Raw genomic sequence first — 12,923 nt, forward strand, 5'->3', positions numbered from 1 at the left:
AGGGGGCCATGGAGCGTCGCGATATATCGTGTTAGGCTTGTGATTTCCTTTGAACCGACCTCCGGGAGAAACCGTGCTCGGAAAGCTGCTCTGGCGCTATATGAAGCCGTACGGCTGGCTCATCGCCGGCGTGCTGGTGTTCCAATTCGCGTCTGCTCTGGCTTCGCTCTACCTGCCCAGCCTCAACGCGAAGATCATCGACAACGGCGTCTCCAAGGGTGACGTCGACTACATCTGGCGCACCGGATCCGTCATGCTGGCGATCTCGCTCGGTCAGATCGTGGCATCCATCATCGCCACCTATTTCGCCGCGCGCGTCGCGATGCGCATCGGCCGCGACATCCGCACCGACGTGTTCGAGCGGGTCTCCGGGTTCTCCGAGCGCGAGGTGACCACGTTCGGTCCCGGTTCGCTCATCACCCGCAACACCAACGACGTGCAGCAGGTGCAGATGCTGGCGATGATGTCGGCGACGTTCCTGGTGAGCGCACCGCTGCTGGCCGTCGGCGGCATCGTGCTGGCGCTGCAGCAGAGCCTCAGCCTCGCCTGGATCATCGCGGTCGCGGTGCCGGTGCTGATCATCGTGGCGTTCCTCATCATCAGCCGCATGGTGCCGCTGTTCCGCAGCCTCCAGCACAAGCTCGACGGCGTCAACCGCATCATGCGCGAGCAGCTCACCGGCATCCGGGTGGTGCGCGCGTTCGTGCGTGAGCCGATCGAAGAGCAGCGCTTCCGCGAAGCCAACGACGACATCACGCTCGTCGGCCGCAAGGTCGGGTCGCTGTTCGTCCTGCTGTTCCCCGCGGTCATGCTGATCCTCAACGTCACGGTCGTCGCGGTCATCTGGTTCGGCGGCATCCAGGTCGACGAGGGCACGGTGCAGATCGGCACCCTGTTCGCGTTCATGCAGTACGTCATGATCATCCTGATGGGCGTCATGATGGCCAGCTTCATGACGATGATGATCCCGCGAGCGGCCGTGTCGGCCGAGCGCATCGGCGAGGTCCTGGCCGCGCAGAGCTCGCTCGAGCAGGCGGCGAGCCCCGTCTCCGCGTTCCCGGAGCCCGGCGCGATCGAAGTGCGGGATGCCACCTTCACCTACCCCGGTGCCGAAGAGCCCGTGCTCTCCGGCGTGACCTTCCGCGCGGCTCCGGGCGAGACGGTCGCCATCGTCGGATCGACGGGTGCCGGCAAGACGACCCTCGTGTCGCTGCTTCCGCGCCTGTTCGACGTCACCGAGGGCGCCGTGCTGGTCAACGGCGTCGATGTCCGCGACGCCGACCTCGACGCGCTGTGGAAGACCATCGGGCTCGTGCCCCAGCGTCCGTTCCTGTTCACCGGAACGGTGGGGTCGAACCTCCGCTTCGGGCGCGAGGACGCCACCGACGAAGAACTCTGGCACGCCCTCACGATCGCCCAGGGCAGCGATTTCGTCGCGCAGATGGACGGCGGGCTCGACGCCCCGATCGCCCAGGGCGGCACCAACGTGTCCGGCGGCCAGCGCCAGCGCCTGGCCATCGCGCGCGCCATCGTGCACGGGCCGCGCATCCTGGTGTTCGACGACTCGTTCTCGGCCCTCGACCTCACCACCGACGCGCGGCTGCGGCAGGCGCTGTGGCGGGAGCTGCCCGACGTGACCAAGATCGTCGTCGCCCAGCGCGTGTCGACCATCACGGATGCCGACCGCATCATCGTGCTCGACGACGGGCGCATGGTCGGCATCGGCACGCACGAAGAACTGCTCGAGACCAATCAGACGTACCGCGAGATCGTGGAGTCGCAGCTGGGCGCGGAGGTGGCGCGATGAGCGACCGCAAGAACAAGCGGGCCGGCAAGGCCGAGCAGGCGCTCGAACTTAGCGCCGAACTGAGCGCCGCCGAGAAAGAAGAGCTCGCGCTCGCCGAGCAGGCGCGCATCTCGTCCGACGACTGGTCGGGCGGAGTCGCACCGGGCAAGGCCGACCAGTTCGGGCCGTCGTTCCGGCGACTCATGGGGCTGCTCAAGCCCGACGCCTTCGGCTTCATCTTCGCGTCGATCCTGGGCGCGGCCGGCGTCGTGCTGTCGGTCATCTCGCCGAAGGTGCTCGGCGAGGCGACGAACATCCTCTTCGAGGGGGTGATGACCAAGAACATCCCGGCCGGCACCACGCAGGCGCAGACCGAGGCGTACCTGCGCTCCCAGGGTCAAGGCGACCTGGCGAACATGGTCGCGGCGATGGAGCACTTCACGCCCGGCGCCGGCGTCGACTTCCTGGCGCTGTCGCGCGTGCTGGTCATCGTGCTCGCGCTGTACTTCGCGTCGGCCCTCCTCATGTGGCTGCAGGGCTACGTCATCAACGTCATCATGATGCGCACCATGTGGCGCCTGCGCGACAAGGTCGAAGAGAAGATCAACCGCCTGCCGCTGTCGTACTTCGACCGGGTGCAGCGCGGTGAGCTGATCTCGCGCGTCACCAACGACATCGACAACATCACCCAGATGATGCAGCAGTCCCTGTCGCAGGCGCTGACGAGCATCCTCACCGTCGTCGGCGTGATGATCATGATGCTGTCGATCTCGTGGCAACTCACGCTCGTCGTGCTCGTGTCGTTCCCGCTCATGGCGGTGCTGTTCGGCGTCATCGGGCCGCGGTCGCAGAAGGCGTTCGGCATCCAGTGGCGCAAGGTCGGGCGCCTGAACGCCCGCGTCGAGGAGTCCTTCTCGGGGCACGCCCTCGTCAAGGTCTTCGGCCAGCAGAAGCGGGCGCACGAGGCGTTCCGGGCCGAGAACGAGGAGCTCTACGAGGCCTCGTTCAAGGCGCAGTTCCTCTCGAACATCATGATGCCCACGATGACCTTCATCGGAAACCTCGTCTACGTCGGCATCGCGGTGCTCGGCGCGCTCATGGTGGCCGGCGGTCAGCTGCGCCTCGGCGACGTGCAGGCGTTCATCCAGTACTCGCAGCAGTTCACCCAGCCGCTGTCGCAGCTGGGCGGCATGGCCGCGGTCGTGCAGTCCGGCACCGCGTCGGCCGAGCGGGTCTTCCAGCTGCTCGACGCCGACGAGCAGGAGCCGGATGCTGCGGACGCCCCGGCCCCGGTCGACGGCGACGGCACGATCGAGTTCGAGCACGTGTCGTTCTCGTACGCGCCGGAGCACCCGCTCATCACCGACCTGTCGTTCACGGTGCAGCCCGGTCAGACGGTCGCGATCGTCGGCCCGACCGGCGCCGGCAAGACGACCCTGGTGAACCTGCTCATGCGGTTCTACGAACTGGACGGCGGGCGCATCCTGCTCAACGGGCAGAACATCGCCGACCTCACCCGTCGCGACATGCGGGCCAAGACCGGCATGGTGCTGCAGGACCCGTGGCTGTTCGCCGGGACCATCCGCGAGAACATCCGGTACGGGCGCGCGAGCGCGACCGATGCCGAGGTGCTGGAGGCCGCGAAGGCGACCTACGTCGACCGGTTCGTGCACTCGCTGCCCGACGGCTACGACACGGAGCTCGACGAGGACGCCTCGAACATCTCCGCCGGTGAGAAGCAGCTGATCACCATCGCCCGCGCGTTCGTCGCGCAGCCGTCGGTGCTCATCCTCGACGAGGCCACCTCGTCGGTCGACACCCGCACCGAGCTGCTGCTGCAGAACGCCATGGCGGCGCTGCGCCACGGACGAACCTCGTTCGTGATCGCGCACCGCCTGTCGACGATCCGCGACGCCGACCTCATCCTGGTGATGGAGCACGGCGACATCGTCGAACAGGGCACCCACGACGAGCTGATCGCAGCGGAGGGCGCGTACTTCCGCCTGTACAACTCGCAGTTCGAGCAGGCCGCGACCGAGCAGGAGCTCGCCGACCCGGCCGAGCTCGCACTGGTCGGCGCAGCCGGCGGCGAGGCGGAGGCCCCCGATGGCGACGACGGAGCGTCCGACACGGTCTGACATGGTCACCACGAGCGCCGGCATCCTGCTCTACCGGACGGAGCCCGAGCATGAAGTGCTCATCGCCCACATGGGCGGCCCGTTCTGGTCGCGCAAGGATGCCGGCGCGTGGTCGATTCCCAAGGGCGAACTCGATCCGCAGGAGCAGGCGTACGAGGGAGCACTTCGCGAGTTCCGCGAGGAGCTCGGCGTGGAGCCGCCGGCCGGCCCCTACGTCGAGCTCGGTACCTTCCGGGTGACGTCGAGCAAACTGCTCGTCGTCTTCGCGGCCGAGGCTCCGGAGTTCGTCGCCGCCGGGTTCTCGTTCGGCGAGTTCGAACTGGAGTGGCCGCCGCGATCGGGGCGCATCCAGCTCTTCCCCGAGGTCGACCGCGCCGAATGGACGCCGCTGGATGCCGCCCGAGAACGACTCGTGAAGGGCCAGCATCCCGTGCTCGACGCCCTCGCGGCACGGCTGGATGCCGCCGCCTGACCCCTTGCCGGTCTCCGACAGCAGGACGAGACTGAGGGCGTCCCCATCCTGAAGGAGGCGCATCATGGCGCACGGCGACATCACTCACGTCGAGATCCCGGTCAGCGACTTCACCAAGGCGACGGCCTTCTACTCCGGTCTGTTCGGATGGCAGATCGCGGAGGCTCCCGGCTTCGAGGGCTACCCGATGTGGCGGGCGCCCAACCAGATCTCGGGTGGCGCGCTCGTGACGGCGAACGACTCATTCACCCAGCCGCGCTCCTACGTCGAGGTCGACTCGATCGACCAGACCGTCGCCGCCGCGACCGGTGCCGGCGGCACCGTGCTGGTGCCGAAGGCCGAGATCACGCCGACGAGCTGGTGGGCGGTCATCGCCGACCCCGACGGCAACGCACTCGGCCTCTACGAGGGCATGACCGACACCGGAAGCTGACCCGGACGAGCCCGATCGCGCGGGCGGCGCCGTCACTCGACGGCGTCCGCGCTCTCCGACGCGCGCAGCTCCTCCCACTCGGCGACGAGCTCCGGCATCCGCCGCGCCATGAACCGCAGGAACCCGGACATCGTCGACGCCCGCGCTGTCGCGACCTCGTCGTCGGAGATCTCGGCGAGGATCCGGTCGACGTAGTCCGCCATCTGCAGGTAGACGGGGATGTTGCCGATGATCACGGAGTGGAAAGCATCCACGACGAGGTCGTAGCGGTCGCGCCGGTGGCCCGGGGTGGGCAGGCGCCGGATGAAGTGCGCATCCTGCAGATAGCGCACCGCTCCCGACACCGCCCCGGCGCTCACCCCGAGCCGGTCGGCGAGCTCCGCCGCCGTGTAGCCGCCGGCCGGCGCTGCGATGAGGGCCATGAGCGTGCGCGCGGGCATCCGCGGCATCCCCGCCGCGGTCATCATCGCGGCCGCCTGCTCGGCAGACTCGATCCCCCGGTGCTCCATGGTGTCTTCGAGCCTATCCGGCCGGTTCCAGCTCACGGCGGCGCATCAGGCCGAGCGAGGCGACCCAGCCGACCGCGACGATGCCGACCAGCCACCACAGGCCCCGGACGTCGATGGTGTCGCCCTTGATGACGGGCGTCACGCCGAACGGCGACAAGTGCGTCGTCCACTCCGGCAGGCCGAACAGCGGGCCGAACATCCCGAACAGGATCGCGATCAGCAGCAGACTCCAGCCGAGGGCGATCGTGGCGCGGGGGATCAGCACGAAGATCAGCGCGGTGACGACCGCGAAGACCGCGGCCGCGATCATCTCGCTGAGCCCGGTGACGGTGATGTTGCGGTACATCTCGCTCGTGCCCTTGTTCGCGGCGGCGCCGAGGTAGCCGGTGACCATCGCCGCACCCGAGATGATGACGATCGCGCACAGTGCGACCACCAGGTATCCGCTGAGCCAGCGCACCCGGCCGACGGTCGTCGACAGGATGAGCTCGGCGGTGCCGTGCGCCTCCTCCTGCCGTGCGCGGGCGATGGTCTGCACCGCGGCGCACGCGCCGAGGATGCCGAGCATCGTGAAGAACACGGTGATGACGACGTTGTTCAGGGACGATCCGCCGCCCAGCTTCTGCAGGATGGCGGTGACATCGCTGTTGCCGGAGGACACCTGGTTCAGCACGCCGCTGAGCGTCGTCGCGAGCAGGCCCGTGAGCGCCCCGCCGATGGCCCAGCCGATGATCGAGCCGTACGAGAGCCGCCAGACGAGTGCCTGCGAAGACGCGAGCGCCGGGCGTGCATGCACGCGGCCGAGGCGGGCCGGGATGAAGCCCTCACCGATGTCGCGCACCGACTGGAGCGCGGTCGCGAGGATGCCGAGGGCGAGGCCGAACACGAGTCCGAGCAGCGCCGGCCCCCACAGGTTCGTGTCGTAGGGGCGCGCCTGCTCGGCCCAGCCGAACGGCGACAGCCACACGATCCACGAGCTCGTGATGCGGGTGAGGTCGGTGCTCGGGGTGCCCGCCGCGTTGCCGATCCCGTTGAGGATGAACGTGCCCACGAGGATCCAGATCGTCAGGGAGTTCGCGCCCCGCGACGTGCGCATCAGCTGCGCCGCCATGAGCCCGATGCCGAGGAACGCGATGCCGGTCGTCGCCGTCACGGCCCCCACCAGCCAGGAGCCGCCGGCATCCTGCTTGGCACCGATGAGCGAGACCGCCACCAGCAGGCCCAGCACGACGTTCGCGGCGAGGCCGTGCACCAGCGTCGCGACGGTGGGCAGGGAGCGCGCCGCCGGGGTGGATGCCACCAGTTCCGTGCGTCCGGCCTCCTCATCGCCGCGCGTGTGCCGCACCGCGAGGAAGGTGCTCATGAGCGCGGCCAGCATCGTCAGCCAGGGCAGGATCTCGAACGCCATGAACTGGCCCTCGGAGGCGCCCGACGGAAGCCCGCGGAACATCATGATCACCGGGTTGGCCATCACGGCCGCGAGCACGCTGACCCGGTCGGCGTGCGTGCCGTAGGACTGGGTGACTCCGGCGACGCCGGAGTAGGCGAGCAGCACGGTGCCGAGCATCCAGAGGAGCAGCTGCACCCAGTCGCGGCGCAGCCGCTGCCGCAGCAGGGTCATCATTTCGACACCTTCGCCGCCGCGCGCCGCGACGCGCGGGACTCGCCTTCCTCTTCGGCGGCGCGCAGCGCCGCGAGGTCGTCGCCGTAGTGGCGCAGGAACAGCTCCTCCAGCGACGGCGGTTCGATGCGCAGACCCGACACGTTGCGCTGGGCGAGCGCGGGGAGCACGGCCGGGATGTCGTCGCTGTCCACGGTGAACCGCGCGCGACCCTCGGCGATCGAGCCGTCGTGCGCCTGCGGGATGCCGGCGAAGACGGATTCGTCCTCGCCCTCGAACGAGACCTCGGTGCGGGTGAGGTGGCGCAGCTCGGCGAGGGTGCCGGACTCGACGATGCGGCCGGCGCGGATGATCGACACCCGGTCGCACAGCAGCTCCACCTCGGAGAGGATGTGGCTGGACAGCAGCACGGTGGCGCCGGCGCGGCGCAGCCGCTCCACCTCGTCGCGGAACACGACCTCCATGAGGGGGTCGAGGCCGCTGGTCGGCTCGTCGAAGATGTACAGGTCGGCGGGCACGCACAGCGCGGCGATGAGCGCCACCTTCTGCCGGTTGCCCTTCGAATACGCGCGGCCCTTCTTGCGCGGGTCGAACTGGAACGCGGCCATCAGGCGGTCGCGCTCGGCGCGGTAGGCGGCATCCCTCGTCTTCGCTGCGCGCAGGCGTGCGAGGAAGTCGATCGCCTCGCCGCCGGACAGGTTCGGCCACACGCTCACGTCGCCGGGCACGTACGCGATGCGGCGGTGCAGCTCCGCGGCGCCTCGCCACGGCTCCTGCCCCAGCACCTCGACGTCGCCGCCGGTCTTGCGGGCGAGGCCCAGGAGGATGCGGATCGTGGTGGTCTTGCCGGCCCCGTTCGGGCCGAGGAATCCGTGCACCTGCCCTGCATCGACGCTGAGGTCCAGCCCGTCGAGGGCGTGCACGCTGCCGTAGTGCTTGGTGAGTCCGCTGGTGCGGATGACTGTGGTCATGAACGTCAAGATACACCGATTTCAATAATTCGTGAAACTTCTAAACGGAATCCTCACGATCCCCTCACGAAGTTTGTTCGTCGTCCTTCCAAGACCGCTTCCGTAGCATTGGATGCATGTGTGGAATCGTCGGATACGTCGGCCCCCGGCCCAGCCAGGACATCCTGATCTCGGGTCTGGCCCGTCTCGAGTACCGCGGCTACGACTCCGCAGGCATCGCCGTCATCGACGAGAGCGGTGCGCTGGACAGCCGCAAGCGCGCCGGAAAGCTCGCCGTGCTCCGCGACGACCTCGCCCGCACCCCGCTTCCGGCGGGCACGACCGGCATCGGCCACACGCGCTGGGCGACCCACGGCGGCCCCACCGACGTCAACGCCCACCCGCACATCGCCGACGACGGCCGGCTGGCGGTCATCCACAACGGCATCATCGAGAACTTCGCCGCGCTGAAGGCCGATCTGCTCTCCGACGGCTACGAGTTCAAGAGCGAGACCGACACCGAGGTCGCCGCGGTGCTGCTCGGCCGCGCGTACCACGAGAACGGGGAAGACCTGCAGGCCGCGTTCCGCGACACCGTCGGGCAGCTCGACGGCGCGTTCACCCTGCTCGCGATGCACCAGGACCACCCGGGGCTCGTCGTGGGCGCCCGCCGCAACTCGCCGCTGGTGATCGGCCTCGGCGACGGCGAGAACTTCCTCGGCTCCGACGTGGCCGCGTTCGTCGAGCACACCCGCAACGCGCTCGCGATCGGCCAGGACCAGATCGTCGCGATCACCCCGGACGCCGTCAGCGTCACCGACTTCGACGGCGCCCCGGTGGAGGCGTCCCCGTTCGAAGTGACGTGGGATGCTGCGGCCGCCGAGAAGGGCGGCTGGTCGTCGTTCATGGCCAAGGAGGTCTCCGAGGAGCCCGAGGCCGTCGCCAACACGCTGCGCGGCCGCATCCAGGACGGCGCCGTGGTGATCCCCGAGCTCGCCGACCTCGACGACCTGTTCACCGGGATCGACCGCATCATCATCATCGCGTGCGGCACCGCGTCGTACGCCGGCCAGGTCGGCGCGTACGCGCTCGAGCAGTGGACGCGGCTTCCCGTGCACGTCGAGCTGGCGCACGAGTTCCGCTACCGCGACCCGGTGATCGACGAGCGGAGCCTGGTCGTCTCGATCAGCCAGTCCGGCGAGACGATGGACACCCTGATGGCGGTCAAGTACGCCGCCGAGCGAGGCGCCCGGACCCTGTCGATCTGCAACACGCAGGGCGCCACCATCCCGCGCGAGTCCGACGCCGTCGTCTACACGCACGCCGGTCCCGAGGTCGCCGTGGCATCCACCAAGGCGTTCGTCGCCCAGATCACCGCGATCTACCTGCTCGCCCTGCACATCGGCCGCGTGCGCGGCGTACTGAGCCCGGTCGAGGCGGCAGAGCACGTGCGGGAGCTGGAGGCGGTTCCGGGCAAGATCAAGCGCATCCTCGACACCGAGCAGGAGCACACCACCCAGCTCGCGCACTGGATGGCCGACACCCGGTCCGTCCTGTTCCTCGGCCGTCACGTGGGCTTCCCGATCGCGCTCGAGGGCGCGCTGAAGCTCAAGGAGATCTCGTACATCCACGCGGAGGGCTTCGCCGCCGGCGAGCTCAAGCACGGACCCATCGCGCTCATCGAGGCCGGCCAGCCGGTGTTCGTGCTCGTGCCGTCGCCGCGCGAGTCGAGCCTGCTGCACGACAAGGTGGTCTCCAACATCCAGGAGATCCGTGCCCGCGGCGCCCGCGTGATCGTGATCGCCGAAGAGGGCGACGCCGCCGTGCTGCCGTTCGCCGACGAGGTGTTGCGCATCCCGCTCGCCGGACCCCTGTTCGAGCCGCTGCTGGCCGTCGTCCCGCTGCACATCTTCGCAATGGGCCTCGCGACCGCGAAGGGTCTCGACGTCGACCAGCCCCGCAACCTGGCCAAGTCCGTCACGGTGGAGTAGCCGTCCCCGGCCGTCAGCACAGCGCCGATGGAGACCCGATACCGGGCGCGCCCGGGCCTCGCCTGGGTCGAGGCGAGCCAGGGCGGCCGCGCAGAGCGCGTCGCCTGGGTTGCGAATGTCCGGACGGGCGAACGGTTCCAGCTGGGCGAATCGGCATGGCTGGTCTGGGTGCTCCTCAGCGAGGGAGCCTCGGACGACACCGAGCTTCGTGCGGCGGCCGCCGAGATCGGGGCGGAGGAGGCGTTCGCCGCGGTCGATCTGGCCGGGTTGCTGGAAAGCCTCGTGGGTGCCGGGCTTCTCGAGCGGGACGGTGCCCCGCCGGACCGGCTCAGGTGCCGCTTGCGGCCTTCATGAACTCCGCCAGCCCGGTGCGGCTCTCGATGCCGGTCTTGCGCATGATCCGGTGGACGTGGTTCTCCACCGTGCGCACGCTGAGCAGAAGCTCGTCGGCGATCTCCTGATTCGACATCCCCTCTGCCGCCCGCTGCGCCACCTCGATCTCACGCTTGCTGAGCTTGGGGATGACGCTGAGAAAGTCGAAGGGATCGGACGCCGTGACATCGATCCCCAGCTCGTCAGCGGCCCGCTCGAGGTCCGCATCCAGATCGCGGGACCTGCTCCCGGTGCGAGCCTTCAGCGCCTTCCGGAGCGCGGTGATCGCGCGCCCGGCCACGCCGAGCTCCTGCAGCCGCCGGGCGGCATCCCGCAGGCGCTCGGGGCTCTTCGCGGCTTCTGCGCGGACGACTTCGAGCTGCACCGCGAAGAATTCGGAATCCACTTGGCCGACGAACTCGGTCAGTCGGGCTGCGCGCTGCTCGGAGTACTCGAGTTCGAGCGCGGCGAACATGCTCAGCAGTCCACCCACCCGGGCGCCGCGCTCCCACTGGCCTAGTCCGCTCGCCCAGAGGGCGTCACTGCTCGCGAGGACGTTGCCCGCGACCACGGACCGCTGTGCGTCCGGCCACGAGCCCAGTGGCAGCGTGCCCGCGTCCGTGAAGGGCAGGTCGCGCCGCTGCGACTCGATCACGGCGGCACCGTCGGCGTCGCCGCGCCGGAAGGCCAGCAGCATCCCGACGTTCGCGATCCCCAGCTGCACGATCTGCGGAATGTGCGGCGGCCGGCCGAGGGCCAGCACGACGTCGATGTACGGCTGTGCGTCGTTCCGGCGGCCGGAGAGCATCAGCCCGAGCGCGCACAGGTACCCGTACGAGCGAAGTCGAGCCGCGTCGAGCGAGCCACGGGCCCGATGGAAGGCGAGGATCGAGGATTCCAGGCCGGCGTCGAGTTCGCCGTCGAACAGCGCGAGCATGCCGGCCAGGAATCCGGGGGAGTAGACGCTGCCGCCAAGGGGGGTCTCGGAGAGGAACTGCAGCGCCGTCCGGGCCTTCTCGAACTGTCCGAGGCTGAAGAACGTCGCCAGCCGCGATTCGCTGATCTTGTCGCGGACGGACGGCGGAAGCTCGGCGTCATCGTCGATGGCGAGGAGGCTCTCGGCATCGTCCGGAATGCCGCGGAAGGCCGACTCTATGTCGACGCGGGCGGCGTCCACCAGCCGGCCGTATCTCCCCAGTCCGCCACGCGCGGACGCCAGCTCGGTCAGAGCCGCGTCCAGGTCGCCGTCGATGCCAGCCGTCCACCAGGCGCGCTGGATCGCGAACTGCGCGCGGCTCTCGTCGTCCCCGTCCGCGGCATCGGTCCCCGCGAAGACCAGCTCGATCTCGTCCGGGTCGGCGTGCTGGTCGTTGAGCACCTGCAGGAACGGCACGGCCGTCGCCGGGCTGGGGTCCGCGAGCCAGCGTGCGCGCGTGGTCGTCCGGCGTCCGCGCGCGTGCTCGTCGAAGGAGCGCACGAACAGGGCATCGGGCTGCTCCCACCCCTGCGTTCGTCCCGCCATCGAACGCTCGGTTCCGGTGCCGCCGTCGAGGATGCCGTCTTTCAGGATGTCCTGGAGCACCCGGTCGCGTCGCGCGCAGTGGGTCTGATTGCGCAGGAGCTCCATGACGAGCGGTGGCACGACGCTCACCAGCCGGCGCGAGCCGATCGAGTACAGGCGGATCAGCGCACGGTCCTCGAGGGATTCGACCGCGCGCCAGTCGAGGGTGGCGCGCGCCTCCGCGACATCCAGCTCGCCCACGAGCGCGAGCGTCTCGAGCACGTCGAGCTCGGCCTCCGAGATGCCCGCGATGTAGGCCTCGGCGATCCGGGTGAGCGAGTCCGACCACAGGCCGGCCTCGGCGCGCCACAGCCCGGCCGTCTGCCGGAGCGTGCCCTCGGCCCGCGCGGCGTCCACGATGTTCAGTGCGAGCCCGACGACGCCCCCCGACTTGGCGAGGATCCGGGATGCCGTCGCGTTGTCGATCGGGCCTTCGAGGTGCGTGACGAGCACGCGCTCCAGCTCGTCGATCGTCATCGGTCGCAGATCGACGACGAAGGTGCGCGGAGACTGTTCGAAGTGGATGCCGGTGGGCGACGATGCCAGCGCGCGCCGTCTCAGGGTGGCCCGCACGATGGGGAACCCCACTTGCTCCTGTGCGGCGGTGAGCACGCCCCAGCTGGCATCGTCCAGACTGTCCCAATCATCCACGAGCACGACGAAGCGCTCCGGGCGTGCAAGGCCCTCGACCCCGGCCACGGCGGAGTGGAGCGCAGAGCGACCCCGGCTGGTCCCGGTTATGACCCCGGAGAGTTCCAGCGAGGACAGCGGCGAGTTCTGCAGGAAGGCGTTGCCCGACACCCAGAGGGTTCGCCAGCCCTCGTCCTCGAGCTGCGACCGAATCCCGCGCATGAAGGTGGTGCGCCCGCTGAAGCGCCGACCGATGACGTCCGCGGAGGCGCCGTCGCGCAACCATTCGATTGCGGCCTCGAGCGCGTGCAATCGGCTATTCATGTGTCCCCCTTTGCCTTTCCTCCCCCAGCGATCTTCGCATGCCGCTACGGCCGTCGAGAGCGTGAGCGGCAGGGGTGACTTTCGAGTGCGCCGAGTCCGCAGGGGGTGATGCTCGTATTCCGGGCGTGGCATTGAA

At 69.4% G+C, this 12,923-nt stretch carries 10 protein-coding genes; 6 read left to right on the forward strand and 4 right to left on the reverse strand.

All coding sequences use genetic code 11. The annotated features are described in order from the left end of the window. The first annotated feature begins 73 nt into the window (after positions 1–73). From LK09_RS00350 to LK09_RS00365, 4 genes are all read left to right on the forward strand, one after another. Positions 74–1,807, forward strand: coding sequence for an ABC transporter ATP-binding protein (locus LK09_RS00350; RefSeq protein ID WP_039394111.1), 1,734 nt, complete (start codon positions 74–76; stop codon positions 1,805–1,807). Next, positions 1,804–3,924 carry an ABC transporter ATP-binding protein gene (locus tag LK09_RS00355; RefSeq protein ID WP_052226232.1) on the forward strand — a complete coding sequence of 707 codons (2,121 nt, stop codon included), beginning with the start codon at positions 1,804–1,806 and terminating at the stop codon, positions 3,922–3,924. The genes LK09_RS00350 and LK09_RS00355 overlap by 4 nt, the downstream gene beginning before the upstream one ends. Before the next feature lies 1 nt (position 3,925). After that, entirely contained in the window at positions 3,926–4,396 is a 471-nt protein-coding gene (locus tag LK09_RS00360; RefSeq protein ID WP_039394115.1) for an NUDIX domain-containing protein, read from the forward strand. Positions 4,397–4,460: 64 nt separating this feature from the next. Continuing rightward, positions 4,461–4,829 carry a VOC family protein gene (locus LK09_RS00365; RefSeq protein WP_039394118.1) on the forward strand — a complete coding sequence of 123 codons (369 nt, stop codon included), beginning with the start codon at positions 4,461–4,463 and terminating at the stop codon, positions 4,827–4,829. A 32-nt stretch (positions 4,830–4,861) separates the two neighbouring features. Here the strand turns inward: LK09_RS00365 and LK09_RS00370 are convergent, their stop codons facing one another. Genes LK09_RS00370 through LK09_RS00380 form a run of 3 tightly spaced genes read right to left on the reverse strand, consistent with a single transcriptional unit; the run spans position 4,862 to position 7,930 of the window. Next, the gene (locus tag LK09_RS00370) at positions 4,862–5,338 is read right to left on the reverse strand and encodes a GbsR/MarR family transcriptional regulator (protein WP_039394120.1); all 477 of its coding nucleotides are present in this window, start codon (positions 5,336–5,338) and stop codon (positions 4,862–4,864) included. Positions 5,339–5,351: 13 nt separating this feature from the next. After that, entirely contained in the window at positions 5,352–6,962 is a 1,611-nt protein-coding gene (locus LK09_RS00375; RefSeq protein WP_039394124.1) for an ABC transporter permease, read from the reverse strand. Beyond that, entirely contained in the window at positions 6,959–7,930 is a 972-nt protein-coding gene (locus LK09_RS00380; RefSeq protein WP_039394127.1) for an ABC transporter ATP-binding protein, read from the reverse strand. Before LK09_RS00380 ends, LK09_RS00375 begins: the two co-directional genes overlap by 4 nt. A 116-nt stretch (positions 7,931–8,046) precedes the next feature. Here LK09_RS00380 and glmS point away from each other — a divergent pair, with 116 nt between their 5' ends. Together glmS and LK09_RS20420 are read left to right on the forward strand one after the other, a co-directional pair. After that, a complete protein-coding gene (gene glmS, locus LK09_RS00385) occupies positions 8,047–9,900 on the forward strand; it encodes a glutamine--fructose-6-phosphate transaminase (isomerizing) (protein ID WP_039394130.1) in 1,854 nt (617 codons plus the stop codon). A 27-nt stretch (positions 9,901–9,927) separates the two neighbouring features. Next, a complete protein-coding gene (locus LK09_RS20420) occupies positions 9,928–10,254 on the forward strand; it encodes a hypothetical protein (RefSeq protein WP_052226233.1) in 327 nt (108 codons plus the stop codon). Here the strand turns inward: LK09_RS20420 and LK09_RS00395 are convergent. Next, positions 10,229–12,787, reverse strand: a complete 2,559-nt coding sequence (locus tag LK09_RS00395) for a helix-turn-helix transcriptional regulator (RefSeq protein WP_156138586.1) — start codon at positions 12,785–12,787, stop codon at positions 10,229–10,231. The genes LK09_RS20420 and LK09_RS00395 overlap by 26 nt on opposite strands. Positions 12,788–12,923 lie beyond the last annotated feature (136 nt).

It is taken from the genome of Microbacterium mangrovi (assembly GCF_000802305.1).
Classification (GTDB): domain Bacteria; phylum Actinomycetota; class Actinomycetes; order Actinomycetales; family Microbacteriaceae; genus Microbacterium; species Microbacterium mangrovi.

Coding starts and splice junctions, on each gene's coding strand:
- LK09_RS00355 (WP_052226232.1), top strand. CDS start 1,804: ATGAGCGACCGCAAGAACAAGCGGGCCGGCAAGGCCGAGCAGGCGCTC.
- LK09_RS00360 (WP_039394115.1), top strand. CDS start 3,926: ATGGTCACCACGAGCGCCGGCATCCTGCTCTACCGGACGGAGCCCGAG.
- LK09_RS00365 (WP_039394118.1), top strand. CDS start 4,461: ATGGCGCACGGCGACATCACTCACGTCGAGATCCCGGTCAGCGACTTC.
- LK09_RS00370 (WP_039394120.1), bottom strand. CDS start 5,338: ATGGAGCACCGGGGGATCGAGTCTGCCGAGCAGGCGGCCGCGATGATG.
- LK09_RS00375 (WP_039394124.1), bottom strand. CDS start 6,962: ATGATGACCCTGCTGCGGCAGCGGCTGCGCCGCGACTGGGTGCAGCTG.
- LK09_RS00380 (WP_039394127.1), bottom strand. CDS start 7,930: ATGACCACAGTCATCCGCACCAGCGGACTCACCAAGCACTACGGCAGC.
- glmS (WP_039394130.1), top strand. CDS start 8,047: ATGTGTGGAATCGTCGGATACGTCGGCCCCCGGCCCAGCCAGGACATC.
- LK09_RS20420 (WP_052226233.1), top strand. CDS start 9,928: ATGGAGACCCGATACCGGGCGCGCCCGGGCCTCGCCTGGGTCGAGGCG.
- LK09_RS00395 (WP_156138586.1), bottom strand. CDS start 12,787: ATGAATAGCCGATTGCACGCGCTCGAGGCCGCAATCGAATGGTTGCGC.